The organism is Mesorhizobium sp. PL10 (genome assembly GCF_053714315.1).
Map to the genome: position 1 here is coordinate 662,766 of NZ_JBSKBR010000001.1, position 16,294 is coordinate 679,059.

Genomic DNA, 16,294 nt, shown 5'->3' on the forward strand with positions numbered 1-16,294 from the left:
AATAGGCAGTAGTGAAGGGGATCGACAATCCGCAGCGTGGTGGGAGATTTCCCCTACTCACTACTGACTAATCCCTACTCACTAAATATCACGCCGCAAAGCGCTGGGCTTCCCCGCCATAGTAATTCACGTAGCGGGCGCCGATTTCCTTGACCGGCATCACCACGAACACATCGACGGTGGAGAATTCGCGGTCGATGACGCAGCCGTCGCCGATGCGGGCGCCGACGCGCAGATAGCCCTTGACCAGCGGCGGCATGGCCGCAATCGCTGCCTTGGCGTTGACCGCCTCGATCGGCATCAGGTCCATCGAGCAATAGCGTCCGGAGACCGCCCGCACATCCCAAGCCGAATTGGTGCGGCAGTGATGGGCAAGGTAGGTGAGCGCCTCGGCATGCGCCGCCGGCACCGTGCCGTGGAACGAGGCGCAGCCGGTCATCACGCCGATCTCATAGTGTTTGATGTAGGCCCAGATGCCTTGCCACAGCGCCTCGATGGTGCGCTTGGAGCGGTATTCCTTAAGGACGCAGGAGCGGCCGAGCTCAAGGAAGCGCTGGCCGGGATGCCGGGCAATCAGCTTGGTCAGCTCGAATTCGCCTTCGGAATAGAAGCCGCCGGCGGTCGCGGCGATCTCTTGCCGCAGCAACCGATAAGTGCCGACGATGCGGCGGTGCTCGGGGCCTGAGATCGAGGTGTCCAGCACCAGCAGATGGTCGCAGAGCGGGTCGAAACGGTCGGCGTCGCGCCGGTCCTGCGCCTGGAACAGGTCCTTTCTGGCGCCAAGCTCGTCATAGAATACCCGGTAGCGCACTTCCTGTGCGGCAGCGATCTCGGCCTCGTTGCGGGCAAGCCGTACTTCGAGATTGCCGATCCGGCCCAGCGGTGCGCCTGTTGCGACGGCATCGGCGTTACGCGCGGCGAGCAAAGCGCCGCCTGCGTTGGGCCGAGTGTCACATTCCGGCATAACTGTATGCACGAGTGATTCTCCTTCGAGCCATCCCTCTTGGCACGGGGATACGGTGTAGGTGCAACAGGATTGTGACAGTACCGTGATACGCCGCTGCGGGCAATACTTCGTCGGCTGGCGAAAACCCTCAACCGGCTACCTTACGGGATGGCCGAGAGCATCCCCAGGCGGCCTCAGGCGGCCACCTGGCCTTCGACGGCATGGACCAGTGCCTCGGGGTCCAGCGGCTTGGTGACGAAGCCGCTGGCCCCATGCGCGAGCACTGTGTGGCGTGTCTTTTCCTGGCTGTCGGCCGAAAGCACCATGATCGGAACCGGTGGCACGGCCATTTCTTCCTCGTGGCGGCGGATGGCGGCGATTGCGTCCAGCCCGTCCATCACCGGCATGTGCAGATCCATCAGTACCACGTCGAAACGGTGTTTCATCCCGGCTTCGGTGATCGCCTCGACGGCCGCCTTGCCGTTGCCGACCACCTTCACGCGGTGGCCCGCCTTCAAAAGCGTGGCGCGGGCCAGCATGGCGTTGATGTCGTTGTCTTCGGCGATCAGCACCGACAGGCCATGCTGGCGCGCGCCAGCGGCGCGAAGCGACGACGCGCCGCTTTTTTCCGGCTTCTTGGGCAGGGGTAAAGCAGGAGCGTGGCTGGTCAGCAGCACCCGCAGCAGCGTTTCGCCGCGCACCGGCCTTGCCAGGAAGGTGGCGTAGCCGCTGGCGCGGAATTCGCCAAGCATGCCGCGGTCGGTCGGCGCGATCAGCGTGATCGCCTCGCAATCGGCAAAGCCGCCCTGGCGCAGGCGCTTGAGCAGTCTGCCGTCGCTGTCTTCCATGGCGGCATCGATCAACAGCGCGTCGCAATGTTCGGTAAGGGGCGCCGCCTGGGAAGCGGTCGCGGCGACCTCGACGGCGCCGCCATGGGCGCGGATGGTGCGGGCGATGGCGTCGGCCTCGACGGCGTTCTTCGACACGATCACGGCACGCCGGCCGGCAAGGATGTTCTGCCGGTTCTGCGGCGCTTCGGTTGCCCCTGTGGCCGGGAGCTCGAAGACGAATTCCGATCCCTCGCCGAGCCGGCTCGACACCGAAATGGCGCCGCCCATGGCGGTGACCAGTCGTCTCGATATGGCAAGGCCGAGGCCGGCGCCGCCATGGGTGCGGGTCGAGGTGCCGTCGGACTGTTCGAATTCCTCGAAGATGCGCTCCATGTCCTCTTCGCGCAGGCCAGGGCCGGTGTCGGCGACGGTGAAGCAGATGCGGTCGCTGGTCTCGGTGCGGGCCCGTGCAACCGAAACCAGCACGCCGCCGGTGTCGGTGAACTTGATCGCATTGCCGATCAGGTTGAGCAGCACCTGCCTGACTCGTCCCGGATCGGCCATGATCATCTGCGGCACGTCGGGCTCGACATGACAGCCAAGGCCGATGTTCTTGGCGAAGGCTTTCGCCGCCATCAGTTCAATGATGTTGTCGGCAATCTCGCGCAGCGATGTCGGCTGCGGCTCCGGGTCGAAGCGGCCGGCCTCGATCTTGGAATAATCGAGCAGGTCTTCGATGAGCGCCAAAAGGGCGCTGGCCGAGGTCGAGACGGCGCCGACATAGGTGCGCTGCTCGGGCGACAGGTTGGTGTCGGCCAGAAGCTTGGCCATGCCCATGATGCCGTTCATCGGCGTGCGAATCTCATGGCTGACGGTGGCGAGGAAGCGCGACTTGGCCTGGCTGGCGTATTCTGCACGCTCGCGCGCGGTAATCAGAGAGGATTCGGCGCGTTTGCGGGCGGTGATGTCGCGGGCAATCGCCCGGTGCGAAACGGCGCCCGAGTCCTTGTCGCGCACCGACAGTTCGATCCAAGAGAACCAGCGCGGACCGCTCGGTGTGCGGATGGAGACGTCGGTGGAACTCAGGCATTCGTGATCTGAAAAGGCGGCGTCGGGAACGATACCGACATCGATGCCCAGGTCAGCCAGCGTCCTGCCGGCAAGGTCGCGCTGATCGGTTCCGACGAGGCCGGCGAAAACCTTATTGGCATAGACGATGTGGCCGTCGCGGTCGCGGTGGACGACGAGATCGCCGAGCGCATCGATCAAGCCGCGAAAACGCTCCTCGCTCTCCTGCATTTCCCACATGCGGTCGGCCAGCGTCTCGATCTCGGCGCGGCTGCGGGCGGCGGTTTCGTCGAGCAAGGCCGTCGCGCGATGAACGGAGCGGCGGCTGCGCAGGTGCATAGCGACGCCGGCGAGCCCGATCGCCAGCAGGCCGAGCGTGATGAAGATTGGCGCGCCGCTGAGGTGGGACAGGCCCGCCAGGGCGACACTGGCGACGACCGTCAGGAACAGCAGGCCCTCGTGCGTGGCGCGCGGAAAATCCGGCGCCAGCGGTGGTGGGGCAACAAGCAGCCGCTTGGGCGTCGCCGGGCTCGGCCCGGCGACGCTCTCGGCACGGTTCTTCTCTTTCCTGGCGGACTCCGCGATCATGCGGAAATCCTTGCCAGACATAGATTATGGAAAAGCGCGGCGGATCGTTCGAATTTTAGCGGTCATGCATTTTTGCCGCCGTTCCGGTGGCTTCGGGGTCTCACATATCCACGACCACGCGACCCCTGATCTTGCCGTCGACGATGTCGTGGGCGGCGGCGATGATGCCGTCGAAGCCGATGGTCGTCGACAGGCTGGCGAGCTTTCCCAGGTCGAGATCGGTGCCGATGCGGCGCCATGCTTCCAGTCGCACGGCCTTGGGCGCCATCACCGAATCGATGCCGAGCAGCGAGACGCCGCGCAGGATGAACGGGGCGACACTCGACGGCAGGTCCATACCGCCGGCCAGGCCGCAGGCGGTGACCGCGCCGCCATAGGCGGTCATCGACAGCACATTGGCCAGCGTATGGCTGCCGACGGCATCGATGCCGCCGGCCCAGCGCTCCTTGGCCAGCGGCTTGGCCGGCAGGGAGAGTTCCTCGCGCGAAATCACTTCGGCGGCACCGAGGTCGATCAGATAGGGGCTCTCGGCGTTGCGGCCGGTGGAGGCGATGACGTGGTAGCCGAGGCTGGACAGGATCGAGACCGCGACCGAGCCGACGCCGCCGGCTGCCCCCGTCACCACCACCGGGCCGCGATCCGGCAGGATGCCGTGCCGCTCCAGCGCCATCACGCTCAGCATGGCCGTATACCCAGCGGTGCCGACCGCCATTGCGTTGTGGGCGCTGATGCCGTCGGGCAGCGGCACCAGCCAGTCGCCCTTGACGCGGGCGCGCCCGGCATAGGCGCCGAAATGCGTTTCGCCGACGCCCCAGCCGTTGAGGATGACCTTGTCGCCCTTGCGCCAGTCGGCATGCGACGACGAGAGAACGGTACCGGCGAAATCGATGCCCGGCACCAGCGGCCAGCGGCGGATCACCGGCGCCTTGCCAGATATGGCGAGCCCATCCTTGTAATTGACCGTCGTCGCTTCGACAGCGACGGTGACATCGCCTTCCATCAGATCGGCTTCGGTGAAGTCGACAATCTCGACCGATTGCTTCTTTTCGGCATCGCGCGAAACGAGGAGGGCTTTGAACGTCTCGGACACTTTTTTCTCCTCGGGCGAGCAGCTGCGAAGACTGGCAAAACTGGCCGAACTGTGCGGCGACGGTCCGGCGAGGTCAATTGGTCAAAAGAGTCGGGCGTTCAAGCGTCGGGACTTTGCGGCTTAGCCTCGCGCCGCCAGCCGATGAGTTCGTCGAAGACGACCAGCACGGCGCCGACCGAGATGCAGGCGTCGGCGAGGTTGAAGATGGCGAAGGACCAAGTCTGCGTGTGGAACAGGATGTAGTCGATGACGTGGCCATACGTAGCGCGGTCGACGAGATTGCCGAGCGCGCCGCCGACGATCAGCGCGAAGCCGATGCGGGCAAGCACATGGCCGGGCGGCGTACGCGTCGCGAGATATAGCACGAAAGCGACGACGAGAACCGCAATCACCACCAGGCCGGTGTCGCCGAAGGACTCGAACATCGAGAAGGCAATGCCGGTGTTGAAGGTGCGAAACAGCGCCAGGAACGGTACCAGATCAATCTTCTCCTGAAAGGCGAGGCTGGTCTCGACCAGATATTTTATCCACTGATCGAGCGCAAAGGCGACGATGGCCAGCAGGACGTAGGGGGACCATGATTTCACGGTTTGGTATCCTCGGGGGCAAGCTTCAGGGCGCCGCGGCGGATCTCGAACAGCATGACGCCAGTGGCGACCGCCAGGTTAAGCGAATCGGCGCGGCCGGCCTGCGGAATCCGGAGCAGCCGGTCGCAGCTTTCGGCCAGACTATCGGGCAGGCCCTGCTGCTCGTTGCCCATCATCAGCAGCACCGGGCCTCGGGAGAAATCGACCGAGCGGTAATCGACCGCACCCTTGAGATGGGTGCCGACGACGAGGCCTGAAAAGCTGTTTCGCCAGGCCAGGAACGCTTCCGGCGTGGCCCTGGTTACCGGCACCGCGAAGATCGAGCCCATGGTGGCGCGGACGGTTTCGACGGAAAACGGATCGGTGGTCTCGCCGACCAGGATGACGCCTTTGGCGCCGACGGCATCGACAGTGCGGATGACAGTGCCGAGATTGCCGGGATCGCGCACCCGGTCGAGAGCCACCCAGACGTCACCGTCATGAGCGCGGATGTCCTTCAGCGGCAGCATCTTCTGGGCGAAGACGCCGACCACCATTTGCGGGTTGTCGCGGCGGGTGATGGCGACCAGCACTTTTTCCGACACTTCGAGCACCGTGCCGCCGGCGGCAACCGTGCGCGCCGCCACCTTCTCGACGGCCGCGTTGCCGCGCCCGGCCTTGCCGAAAACCAGCGTCCTGATCGACCAGCCGAGGTCGAGCGCGTCGATCACCAGCTTCAGCCCTTCGGCCATGAAGGCGTTCTGCTGATCGCGGAATTTCTTCTGCGCCAGTGCCTTGATGTCCTTGATCAGCGGGTTGGCGAGGCTGGTGACTTCCTTCACCTGCCCCGGCGCACCGGCGTGCCGCTCATTCATTGAAAACTCCGGGGCATTCAGGTTTCCCGGGCATTCAGGCCACCCAGCGTGAAAACAGCGACGTCGACAGCGCCCGCCCAGCGGATTGCTCGCGGATGATCAGTTCGCCTGACTCAACCGTGCCGCCCATGCCGGCAAAGGTGTCGCGCATCAAGGCATGGATGGCGAAGAAGGAGGCACGGATCGAATAGGCGGTCAGCACCATGGCCAGCGGTTTCGGCGTCAGGATCGCGCGGCAGAGGTCGGTCAGCCCAGGCAGATCCTCGAACAATAGCCAGACCTCGCCCTTGGGGCCGCGGCCATACGCCGGCGGGTCGAACAGGATGATGTCGTAGCGGCTGCCGCGGCGCTCCTCGCGCTCGGCGAATTTCACTGCGTCATCGACGATCCAGCGGATCGGCTTCGAGCCAAGGCCGGCCATTTCCTGGTTTTCACGCGCCCAGCCGATCGCCTTCTTCGACGCATCGACATGGGTAACCTCCGCGCCCGCGCGGGCGGCCACCAGAGACGCGAGCCCAGTGTAGCCGAACAGGTTCAGCACCTTGACCGGGCGCTTCGCCGCCGCGATCAGCCCTGCCATGTGGTCCCAGTGCGAAGCCTGCTCGGGGAACACGCCGACATGGCGAAACGAGGTAAAGCGGCCGAGATAGTCGATGCCGTCATGCTTCATCGGCCAGGTCTCGCCGAGCGGCGTTTTGGGAAAGCGCCAGCGGCCGATGCCTTCTTCGTCGGTGTCGCCGGTGAAGATGGCGTCGGCGCGGTCCCAGTCCCTCGCCGGCAGGGCCCTTTGCCAGATCGCCTGACCCTCCGGCCGCACGATGCGGTAGGGCCCGTATTGTTCGAGTTTTTCGCCGGCGCCGCTGTCGAGCAACGCATAATCCTGATTGGGCGCCACTTCCAGGATCACCGGCAGGCGTTCGGCGGGCAGGGCGCCATCGCGGCGCGCCAGGATGCGAGGCGCCGGCTTGGGATCAGACCGGTCGTCCGGTTTTGTTTCGTTGCGCTGCGGTTTGGCTTCCGATCGGACTGTGTCCGGCCGCGGCCGCGCATGTTCGGCCCTGCCCTTTGCGGGCGGACGGTTGTCGCGGCGTTTGTCGCGAAAAGACTTCAAGCAGGAGCGTCTCCGGAGGCGGCAGGCCGCTTTTGACATAGGGTCACCGGCTGCGCAAACAAAATGGTCCAGCATACCGAATGTCTGAGGTGGTGGACCTCCCTTGAGGAAACAGGCAAATCTGGGATCATGTCCCGTTCCGAACGCCTGCTCGACCTGATCCAGACCCTGCGCCGGCATCGCCGGCCGGTCAGCGGGCGCACGCTTGCCGGCGAGATGGGTGTTTCGATTCGCACGCTTTACCGCGATATCGCCACGCTGCAGGGGCAGGGCGCGCCGATCGAGGGCGAGGCGGGGCTGGGCTATGTGCTGAAGCCCGGCTTCATGCTGCCGCCGCTGATGTTCACCGACGAAGAGATCGAGGCCATTGTGCTCGGATCGCGTTGGGTTGCCAGACAACCGGACAAGCGGCTGTCTGAAGCAGCCATCGATGCGCTGGCCAAGATCGCCGCCGTCCTGCCGGACGATTTGCGCGAGGATCTCGATGCCACCGCGCTCTTGGTCGGGCCACGCAGCGATTTGGTCGAAAGCATCGACCTCGGCGTGGTGCGCCAGGCGATCCGCGACGAGCGAAAACTCGGCTTTCTCTATCGTGACGCCGGCGGCGCCGCGTCCCAGCGCTTGGTCTGGCCGTTTGCGCTCGGCTTCTTCGACAAGGTGCGGGTGGTGGCGGCCTGGTGCGAGACGCGGCAGGATTTCCGCCATTTTCGCGCCGACCGCATGTCCGATCTCAACACCACCGCTATCCGCTATCCGCGTCGTCGGCAGGTGCTGCTGAAGGAATGGCGGGTGATGATGGATGCGTCGAAGCGCCAAACCGACGCGTGATTTTTTAAACGCTTTTGAAATCGATGCTGCCAGAAATTGACAGTAGCGCCGTCTATGCTCTTCCCATCGAAACCCTTGGAGAGCGGACATGCACACCCCCAATTTCGTCATCCTCTATGTCGACAGCCCGGAGCGGAGCGGCGCCTTCTACAGCGCGCTCCTCGGACGCCAGCCGGTGGAGGCGTCGCCGACCTTCGTGCTGTTCGTTCTCGACAAGGGCTTCAAGCTCGGCCTCTGGTCGCGCCATACCGTGGAGCCGGCGGCCGCCGCGACGGGCGGAGGCGGCGAACTTGTGCTGGCAGTCGAAAACGCGGCAGAGGTGGACGCCACGCATGCGGATTGGGCGAGCCGCGGCCTCGACATGCTGCAGGTGCCCACTGATCTGGATTTCGGCCGCACCTTCGTTGCTCTCGATCCGGACAACCATCGCCTGCGTGTCTATTGGCCGTTCGAAGGAGCCCAGGGATGACCGCCCATTGGATCGCTGTGGCTTCCGCCCAACATGTTCGACGCGGCCGCGCTGACGGCTTCATGCAGGTCAACCACGGTAGGGCGGCGCCGCTGCGCCGAATCAAGCCCGGCGACGGTGTGGTCTATTATTCGTCGAGCACCGTGCTCGGCGAGAAGGACGGGCTGCAGGCCTTTACCGCCATCGGCACGGTGCGCGACGGCGAACCTTATCAGGGCGAGATGGGCGGCGGCTTCGCGCCGTTCCGGCGCGACGTTGCTTGGTCGAACGGGGCGGAAGCGCCGGTCAAGCCGCTGCTCGATAAGCTTGATTTCACCAAGGGCAAGTTGAACTGGGGTTATCAGCTGCGCTTTGGCCTGTTCGAGATCGGCCAGCACGATTTCCTGCTTATCGCGCAGGCGATGGACGTCAAAATCGCCGAGGCGGCGTGAGGCGCCAAGCCATCAGCAGGCTTGTCCGACAACAATACAATGGTGGTCTGAACCGCCGCACTTGTTCAAAGGAAAATAGTATGGACTTCGTCTCGATCCGCATCATTACCGACCAGATCAAGCCTCTGGTGGCCTTCTACGAGGCCATCACCGGCCTGACCGCGACCTGGTTCACGCCGGATTTCGCGGAACTGGCCACCGCTTCCTGCACACTGGCGATCGGCAGCACGCGCACGCTGGCGCTGTTCGGGGTGGATGTAGCGCAGCCGGCCGCCAATCGCTCAGCGATCATCGAGTTTCGTGTCGGCGATGTCGATGCGGAGTACAGCAGGCTGGCGAACGTCATCGGCGGCTTCGTACAGACGCCGACGACGATGCCATGGGGCAACAGATCGCTGCTGCTGCGCGATCCCGATGGCAATCTGGTGAACTTCTTCACCCCGGTCAGCGCGGAAGCGATCCGGAAGTTCGACCGCAAGGCTGGTGCCGTGGCGCCGGCACGGCCAGACGCTACGACTTGAGCGCGTTGTAGACGGCAATCCCGGCGGCGAGATCCTCGAGCGCGGCGCCGACCGATTTGAACAGCGTGATCTCACTGGGGCTCTGCCGGCCCTTTTTCTCGCCGCGCGCCAGTTCGTGCAGATCGGCGACGATAGCCTCCGGTTTCAGCACGCCGGAGGCGAGCGGCTGGACGATGTCGCCGGCTTCCTTGGTGGCGCCGGCGCGGGTGTCGACATAGACGCGGGCACGAGTGATCGCGTCGTCATCGCTTTCGCGCATCGTCGGCGTGAAGCCGCCGACCAGATCGACATGCGCGCCTGCTTTCAGCCGCGCGCCTTTGACCAGTGGTGTCGTCGTGATCGTCGCCGAGGAGACGATGTCGGCTTCGGCAAGCTCGGCATCGAGATCGCTTGCGGCTTCGGCGTTGAAACCATCCCCGCGCAAATCAGCCGCGACCTTTTCGGCATTGGCCGGCGTGCGGTTCCAGATGCGGATGGTCTTGATCGGCCGCACTGCCGAATGCGCCTTGGCCAGGAACGGCGATAGCGCACCGGCGCCGACCACCAGGAGCCGCGAGGCGTCCTCGCGGGCGAGATAGGATGCGGCCAGCGCCGAGGCGCAAGCGGTGCGCCACTGTGTCAGCCGCTGGCCGTCGATCAGCGCTTCGGGCTCGCCGGTGGCGCCGTTGAGCAAGAGGTAGAGGCCCATCACCGCCGGCTTGCCGATGGCGTTGTTGTCGGGCGATACGGTGACGATCTTGACGCCGATATGGCCGCCCGCCGATGTGCCGGCGGCATTGAAGTCGGTCCAGGCCGGCATCAGAAGCAGGGTGGAAGCCGCACCGTCGGGCCGCTCGACCGCATGGTGATGGCGGACCGGCTGCACGGCGCCGTCGCGGAAGGCCGCGCGCAATGTCTCGACCAGCCCTGGAAAGGTCAGCGCCTGGTCGACAGCGTCGGCCGAAATGGTCAGCATGCAAAACTCCGCGAAGATAAAAGCGCTGGCTCAGGCCGTTGGCTTCGGCAGCGCCGTCTCTGGGGCAGAGCCTTGCGGCGCGGCCGGCACACGGCTGACCGCCTGACGCAAATTCTCGGCCTCGACACCGCGCTGGCGCGCCAGCTTGCGGTAGCGGCCCTGCTTGACCCATGTCGCCAGGCTGCCGATGACCATGCCGATGGCCAGTGCCGCGAACAGGAAGATGAACAGCGGCAAGTTCAGCGTCAGCTTCGGGTTGCCGGGGTTGAACGGGTCAAGCGTGAAGGCGACCAGCTCGCGGTTGGCGACGGCCAGCGCAATCAGGATGACAGCCAGCGGCACGAAGACCACGATAAGTATGAAGCGGTTGAACATGGAGATTCCCTGGGAAGGCAGAGCCTTGAGAAGGCCGACGCGTCACGTCCGCGCTTATTTGCCGCCGTTCAGCCTTTCACGCAATTCCTTGCCGGTCTTGAAGAACGGCACCCACTTCTCCTCGACCTCGACGGATTCGCCGGTGCGCGGGTTGCGGCCGGTCCGGGCCGGGCGATTTTTCACCGAAAAAGCGCCGAAGCCGCGCAACTCGACCCGGTTGCCTTCGGCAAGGGCATCGGTGATCTCGTCGAATATCGCCCCCACGATGTTTTCGACGTCGCGCAGGAAAAGATGCGGGTTGCGCGTGGCAATGATCTGTACAAGCTCGGATTTGATCATCAGAAAGGTCCCCGTGAAAGCGCTGCGGTCAAATTATCAGGATGATTTTATTTGCTTTTTTACTCGCCCCAAACGGCAGATCAAGGGTGCCAGACGGAAACGAGACCGTCAAGAAACAAGCGATCCGCGCCAATTTCGTGAAGGACGTCGCTGCCGGCGTCCGACAGGCCGAGCGCGCTGCCGACGCTGCGCGCTATTGCCTTCGAGAACAGGAAGCCGCCACGCCGTTCGGTGTCCTTCCATTCCACCACCTTGAGCTTTGCGTCGACGCCCTTGGTCGCCAGCCAGTCGATGGCCACGCTTTCGCCGCCGACAGCGTCGATCAGGCCGTTGGCAAGGCCCTGGCGGCCGGTGAAGATCGAACCGTCGGCCAGGACGAGTGCCTGCTCGCGGGTCATCTTGCGGCGCTCGGCGACGATGCCGACGAACCAGTCATAGCTGTCGAGGATGAGCTTGCGGACCATGGCGCGCTCGTCGTCATTGGTCGGCTTGAAGGGTGAGGGCGCGGCTTTCAGCGGCGAGGATTTCACCTCTTCGAGCTTGATGCCGACCTTGTCCATCAGGCCGCTGAGATCGGGATACTGGATCAGCACGCCGATCGAGCCGACGATCGAGGTCTTGCGAGCGACGATATGGTCGCTGGCGCTGGCGATCATGTAGCCGGCCGACGCTGCCAGCGTGCCGACCTCTGCCACCACCGGCTTGTCGGCGGCGAGCTTACGCACCTCCTCGTAGATCGATTCGCCGCCGACCGTGGTCCCGCCGGGCGAATCGATGGCCAGGATGACGCCCTTGACCTGCGAGGACGTGCGGATGGTCTCCAGCCGCTTGATCAGTTCCTCGTCCTCGGTGATGGTGCCTTCGATCCTGACCTTGGCGATGTGGTCGACGGAAGTACCGCCAATGTCTTCGCCATAAAACCAGCTTGCAAGCGCAACCACCCCGAGCGCCACGATGACGATGGCCGCGCCGCGCCAGAAGGTCAGCTTGCGCCGCAAGCGGCGGCGGTCGATCAGGTCGTCGGCTCTCAGTGCCATGGTCTGCCTCATGGTCGGTGGGAAGCGATGCTTTTAAAGCAAGCATCCGCGCCCGGCTACCTCTTCCTCACGGGCCTGCGACGAAGCGACCGTCACGGCCGCCAGCATTTCAGGAAATAATTACGCGGCGCGTCCGTTTCTGCTATGAAGTGCCGAAACTGTGTCGCCTGAATTCCGTCTGTAAAACAGCGGCCGTCACATTTTTGCGGTTTTCCTCCGCTTGTGCTTGCTTGCGGGGGCCGGCAACCCACCTATAGCAGGTGTTTTGGCGGACAAGGGTTTATTAGAAGACAGTCATGCTAGCGCGATCGAACGAAACGACCAACGCCGATGCGGCCTTGGCGCACACGGCGCCAGCGAGCACGCGCGGCGACGCCTTCGACCGTGCCCAGCGCCATTCGCGCCGCGTGCGCGTGCTGAAGTTCGCAGTGCCGCTGCTTGCCGCTGGCATCGCGGTTGCCTTTCCGGTCTATTCCTATCTCGCAGCGCCGGTCTCGATCTCGATACAGGCCGACGGCACCGCCTATTCCGATGGCAAGCTGGTGATGGCTAACCCCAAGCTGAACGGCTTCACCAAGGGCAAGCTGCCCTATTCGCTGACGGCGCTGCGCGCCATCCAGGACGTCGGCAAGCAGGACATCATCGAACTCGAAGGCATCCATGCCAAACTGCCGCTGACGGCCGACAATGTGGCAACGGTCGAGGCCAAGCGCGGCATCTACAACCGAAACGCCAACACGATGGACATGACCAGCGACGTCACCGTAACCACCACCGACGGTGTCGAGGCGAAGTTCAAATCGGTCTTCCTCGATATGGGCAAAGGCTCTATGAAGACAGGTGATCCGGTCGATGTCAGCCGTGATGGTTCGCGGATCACGGCGGGTTCGATGGCGGTCGAGGAAAACGGCAAGGTTGTCGTGTTCGAAAACAAGGTAAGCGTCCACATCGATCCGGCCACTATGAAGGCGGCAGAGGCAAAGAGCGGAGAATCGAATGCGTCCCAGTAATTCGGCACGGCTTGTCGCCGCAGCTTCGGCCTTGCTGTTGCTGGGCATGGCGCCGTGCTGGGCTCAGTCCAGCGCCAGCAGCCAGTCCGGGCTCAAATTGTCGGGTGACCAGCCGATCCAGATCGAGAGCGACAAGCTCGAGGTCCGCCAGGCCGACAGCATGGCGCTGTTCAGCGGCAACGTCACCGTTACGCAAGGGCCGACTTTGCTCAAGGCTGGCAGCATGGAGGTCTACTACGTCAAGGACCCAAATGCCGCCAAGGGTGCGGCCGCCGGCGCGTCTGCGATGACAGGTTCGGCTAACATCGATCACCTGGTGGTCAAGAACAAGGTCTACATGAAGTCGAATGACCAGATTGCCACTGGCGACAACGCCACGTTCGACATGAAGACGCAGGTTCTGGTCCTATCAGGCAATGAAGTCGTGCTGTCCCAGGGCCCCAACGTGCTCAAGGGCTGCAAGCTCACCGTGCAGATGAAGAGTGGCCTGGCTCAGGTCGATGGTTGCGGCAAGCGCGTCATCATGTCGATGACGCCGCCGCCGAAATCCGAGGCGCCGAAGAACTGATGGCCGGCGTATCGTCGCTGCTGACCCGTCTTCCGGGACGGGCAGCCAGCAAAGTTGCCACACCCGACACAGTCACCGTCGAGTCCACGAAGTTCAAGGGCACCCTGATCGCCAAGGGTCTGACCAAGAGCTACAAGGGTCGCAAGGTGGTCAGCGGCGTCACCATCGGTGTGCGCGCCGGCGAGGCTGTCGGTCTGCTCGGCCCGAACGGCGCCGGCAAGACCACCTGTTTCTACATGGTCACAGGCCTTGTGCCGGTGGACGAAGGCACGATCGAGATCGACGGTTTCGACGTCACGTCGATGCCGATGTATCGCCGCGCCCGCCTCGGCATCGGCTATTTGCCGCAGGAAGCGTCGATCTTCCGTGGCCTCAATGTCGAGCAGAACATCCGCGCCGTGCTCGAAGTGGTCGAGAAGGATCGCAAGGTGCGCGAGCGCAATCTCGACGAACTGCTCGAGGAATTCCATATCAGCCATCTGCGCAAGTCGCCGTCCATGTCGCTGTCCGGCGGCGAGCGGCGGCGCCTGGAAATCGCCCGCGCCCTGGCGACGCGGCCGGCCTACATGCTGCTCGACGAGCCTTTCGCCGGCATCGACCCGATTGCGGTGGCCGACATCCAGCAGCTTGTGCGCCATCTGACGGCGCGCGGCATCGGCGTGCTCATCACCGACCACAATGTGCGCGAAACGCTCGGCCTCATCGACCGCGCCTACATCATCCATGCCGGCCAGGTGCTGACGCATGGTCGCGCCGACGAGGTGGTGGCGAACCCCGATGTGCGGCGGCTTTACCTCGGTGAGGGTTTTACGCTCTGAGCGTGAAATTTGTTTCCTGACGCTACTTTTTGCCGCCCCGCCGGGCCTTTTTCTCCGATTTGCGTGAGATAATGCTCCGGTAAGGGCCCTTTCGCCGCCATTCGCCTTGACAAGCAAAAGCTGGGCCAGTTTTTATGGAGGGTCGGAAAAATTCATTTTCCGGCAGCTTCTGATGTGTAGGCTTCCTGGTACAGAAGGGCGTTTGAAACCGAACCATGGCGCTGGCGGCGAAATTACAGCTACGACAATCCCAGTCGCTGGTGATGACGCCGCAGCTGATGCAGTCGATCAGGCTGCTGCAGCTCACCCATATCGAGCTCGACCACTTCATCGACGACGAGATCGAGCGCAATCCGTTGCTGGAGCGCGCCGAGCCCCAGGAAGATGCGGCAAGCGACCAGGTGCAGAAGGGCGACACCGCGCTTGAGCCTGCCGCCGATGGCGACTGGTTCGAGAGCGAGACGGTGTGGAGCGCCGAAGCGATCTCGGACAAGCTCGACAGCTCACTGGAGAACCTGTTTCCTGATGATCCCGGCACCAGCGAGCGGCTCGGTCCCGACCTGACGGCGCAGTGGAAGTCCGCCACCGGCAATGGTTCGTCCAGCTCGTCCGAAGGCTTCGACGTCGGCGACATGGCTGCCGCGGCAATCACGCTCCGCCAGCATGTCGGCGAGCAGATCGCGCTTGCCTTTGCCGATCCGGCCGCAAGGCTGATTGCCGGCGAACTGGCCGATGGCCTGGACGAGGCCGGTTATCTGCGCGCTGACCCTGTCGAGATCGCGAAACGGCTGGGCGCCGATGAGGCCATGGTGGCCAAGGTGCTGGTGGTCTGCCAGACATTCGAGCCGGTCGGCCTGTTTGCGCGCGACCTTGCCGAGTGCCTGTCGCTGCAGCTTGCCGTGCGCGATCGGCTCGATCCGGCGATGAAGACGCTGGTCGGCAACCTCGAACTCCTGGCGCGGCGCGATTTCCAGACACTGAAACGGCTTTGCGGGGTCGACGAGGAGGATCTCCTCGACATGCTGGCCGAAATCCGAGCGCTCGACCCGCGCCCGGGCACGGCTTTTTCGGGCGGCACCAGCGACGCCATCGTCGCCGATGTCGAGGTGCGCGCGGCCAATGACGGCAGCTGGACGGTAGAGCTCAATGCCGAGACGCTGCCGCGGGTTCTGGTCGACCACATCTATTTCGCCCAGGTCTCGCCGCAGGCCAAGAACCAGGCGGAGAAGGATTTCCTGGCCGAATGCCTGCAGAACGCCAATTGGCTGACGCGCAGCCTCGACCAGCGGGCAAAGACGATCCTGAAAGTGGCGTCGGAAATCGTGCGCCAGCAGGACGCTTTTCTCGTTCATGGCGTGCGTCACCTCAGGCCGCTCAACCTGCGCACGGTGGCCGATGCCATCGGCATGCACGAATCGACCGTCAGCCGGGTGACGGCCAACAAATACATGCTGACGCCGCGCGGCGTGTTCGAGCTGCGCTATTTCTTCACCGCCTCGATCGCGGCGTCGGGCGGCGGCGACGCGCATTCCTCGGAAGCGGTGCGCGACCGCATCAAGCAGCTGATCGACGAGGAAAAGCCCGCCGACGTGCTTTCCGATGACGCCATCGTCGACATGTTGAAGGAAAGCGGCGTCGATATCGCCAGACGCACCGTGGCCAAATACCGCGAAGGCATGAACATTCCCTCATCGGTGCAGCGGCGGCGTGAAAAGCGCGCGCTGGCCAGCGCCGGGCGCTAGTTCTGCTTGCCCGGCAGGGCTTTTGCTATAGCTGGATTTCCACAACTCCAGACCTTCATTGACAAGCTGCAATGAAGTGTCTAGAAGCCCGCCCGCATGAGACGGGCTTCTAGACCCGCATGCGGAT

The 16,294-nt window shown here is 64.0% G+C and carries 18 protein-coding genes; 8 read left to right on the forward strand and 10 right to left on the reverse strand.

The features are described from left to right. Positions 1 to 88 precede the first annotated feature (88 nt). The 6 genes from ACWGTO_RS03315 to ACWGTO_RS03340 form a co-directional block, all read right to left on the reverse strand. The gene (locus tag ACWGTO_RS03315) at positions 89 to 964 is read right to left on the reverse strand and encodes a GNAT family N-acetyltransferase (RefSeq protein ID WP_210285015.1); all 876 of its coding nucleotides are present in this window, start codon (positions 962 to 964) and stop codon (positions 89 to 91) included. Between the two features lie 176 nt (positions 965 to 1,140). After that, positions 1,141 to 3,432 carry a response regulator gene (locus ACWGTO_RS03320; RefSeq protein WP_454573421.1) on the reverse strand — a complete coding sequence of 764 codons (2,292 nt, stop codon included), beginning with the start codon at positions 3,430 to 3,432 and terminating at the stop codon, positions 1,141 to 1,143. A 100-nt stretch (positions 3,433 to 3,532) separates the two neighbouring features. Continuing rightward, a complete protein-coding gene (gene acuI, locus ACWGTO_RS03325; RefSeq protein ID WP_454573422.1) occupies positions 3,533 to 4,522 on the reverse strand; it encodes an acrylyl-CoA reductase (NADPH) in 990 nt (329 codons plus the stop codon). Positions 4,523 to 4,620: 98 nt separating this feature from the next. Next, on the reverse strand, positions 4,621 to 5,109 hold the full coding sequence (gene lspA / locus ACWGTO_RS03330) for a signal peptidase II (protein ID WP_454573423.1): 489 nt from the start codon (positions 5,107 to 5,109) through the stop codon (positions 4,621 to 4,623). Next, positions 5,106 to 5,963 carry a TrmH family RNA methyltransferase gene (locus tag ACWGTO_RS03335; RefSeq protein ID WP_454573424.1) on the reverse strand — a complete coding sequence of 286 codons (858 nt, stop codon included), beginning with the start codon at positions 5,961 to 5,963 and terminating at the stop codon, positions 5,106 to 5,108. The genes lspA and ACWGTO_RS03335 overlap by 4 nt, the downstream gene beginning before the upstream one ends. 34 nt (positions 5,964 to 5,997) lie before the next feature. Further along, entirely contained in the window at positions 5,998 to 7,074 is a 1,077-nt protein-coding gene (locus ACWGTO_RS03340; RefSeq protein WP_454573425.1) for a class I SAM-dependent methyltransferase, read from the reverse strand. A gap of 129 nt (positions 7,075 to 7,203) precedes the next feature. Here ACWGTO_RS03340 and ACWGTO_RS03345 point away from each other — a divergent pair, with 129 nt between their 5' ends. The 4 genes from ACWGTO_RS03345 to ACWGTO_RS03360 all read left to right on the forward strand — a co-directional run bounded on the left by ACWGTO_RS03345 (position 7,204) and on the right by ACWGTO_RS03360 (position 9,323). After that, positions 7,204 to 7,902 carry a helix-turn-helix transcriptional regulator gene (locus ACWGTO_RS03345; protein ID WP_454573426.1) on the forward strand — a complete coding sequence of 233 codons (699 nt, stop codon included), beginning with the start codon at positions 7,204 to 7,206 and terminating at the stop codon, positions 7,900 to 7,902. An 88-nt stretch (positions 7,903 to 7,990) separates the two neighbouring features. Continuing rightward, the gene (locus tag ACWGTO_RS03350; protein WP_454573427.1) at positions 7,991 to 8,371 is read left to right on the forward strand and encodes a VOC family protein; all 381 of its coding nucleotides are present in this window, start codon (positions 7,991 to 7,993) and stop codon (positions 8,369 to 8,371) included. Beyond that, entirely contained in the window at positions 8,368 to 8,802 is a 435-nt protein-coding gene (locus ACWGTO_RS03355; RefSeq protein ID WP_454573428.1) for an EVE domain-containing protein, read from the forward strand. Before ACWGTO_RS03350 ends, ACWGTO_RS03355 begins: the two co-directional genes overlap by 4 nt. Before the next feature lie 80 nt (positions 8,803 to 8,882). Beyond that, positions 8,883 to 9,323: a VOC family protein gene (locus tag ACWGTO_RS03360; protein WP_454573429.1), complete on the forward strand. Its 441-nt coding sequence runs from the start codon at positions 8,883 to 8,885 to the stop codon at positions 9,321 to 9,323. On the opposite strand, the gene ACWGTO_RS03365 is transcribed toward ACWGTO_RS03360, so the two are convergent. The 4 genes from ACWGTO_RS03365 to sppA all read right to left on the reverse strand — a co-directional run bounded on the left by ACWGTO_RS03365 (position 9,313) and on the right by sppA (position 12,029). Continuing rightward, positions 9,313 to 10,278, reverse strand: coding sequence for an ornithine cyclodeaminase family protein (locus ACWGTO_RS03365; protein ID WP_454573430.1), 966 nt, complete (start codon positions 10,276 to 10,278; stop codon positions 9,313 to 9,315). The genes ACWGTO_RS03360 and ACWGTO_RS03365 overlap by 11 nt on opposite strands. A 30-nt stretch (positions 10,279 to 10,308) precedes the next feature. After that, on the reverse strand, positions 10,309 to 10,653 hold the full coding sequence (locus tag ACWGTO_RS03370) for a DUF1049 domain-containing protein (RefSeq protein WP_454573431.1): 345 nt from the start codon (positions 10,651 to 10,653) through the stop codon (positions 10,309 to 10,311). 54 nt (positions 10,654 to 10,707) lie between these two features. Further along, complete coding sequence (locus tag ACWGTO_RS03375) at positions 10,708 to 10,992, reverse strand: integration host factor subunit beta (RefSeq protein ID WP_006200394.1); 285 nt, start codon at positions 10,990 to 10,992, stop codon at positions 10,708 to 10,710. 80 nt (positions 10,993 to 11,072) lie between these two features. Beyond that, positions 11,073 to 12,029, reverse strand: a complete 957-nt coding sequence (gene sppA / locus ACWGTO_RS03380) for a signal peptide peptidase SppA (protein WP_454573432.1) — start codon at positions 12,027 to 12,029, stop codon at positions 11,073 to 11,075. Between the two features lie 296 nt (positions 12,030 to 12,325). On the opposite strand from sppA, the gene lptC reads away from it, so the two are divergent. The 4 genes from lptC to rpoN all read left to right on the forward strand — a co-directional run bounded on the left by lptC (position 12,326) and on the right by rpoN (position 16,167). Further along, positions 12,326 to 13,039: an LPS export ABC transporter periplasmic protein LptC gene (gene lptC, locus ACWGTO_RS03385; protein ID WP_454573433.1), complete on the forward strand. Its 714-nt coding sequence runs from the start codon at positions 12,326 to 12,328 to the stop codon at positions 13,037 to 13,039. After that, the gene (locus ACWGTO_RS03390) at positions 13,026 to 13,607 is read left to right on the forward strand and encodes an LptA/OstA family protein (RefSeq protein WP_454573434.1); all 582 of its coding nucleotides are present in this window, start codon (positions 13,026 to 13,028) and stop codon (positions 13,605 to 13,607) included. The genes lptC and ACWGTO_RS03390 overlap by 14 nt, the downstream gene beginning before the upstream one ends. Then, positions 13,607 to 14,425: an LPS export ABC transporter ATP-binding protein gene (lptB, locus tag ACWGTO_RS03395; RefSeq protein ID WP_454573435.1), complete on the forward strand. Its 819-nt coding sequence runs from the start codon at positions 13,607 to 13,609 to the stop codon at positions 14,423 to 14,425. Before ACWGTO_RS03390 ends, lptB begins: the two co-directional genes overlap by 1 nt. Positions 14,426 to 14,640: 215 nt before the next feature. Then, complete coding sequence (rpoN, locus tag ACWGTO_RS03400; protein WP_454573436.1) at positions 14,641 to 16,167, forward strand: RNA polymerase factor sigma-54; 1,527 nt, start codon at positions 14,641 to 14,643, stop codon at positions 16,165 to 16,167. Positions 16,168 to 16,294 lie beyond the last annotated feature (127 nt).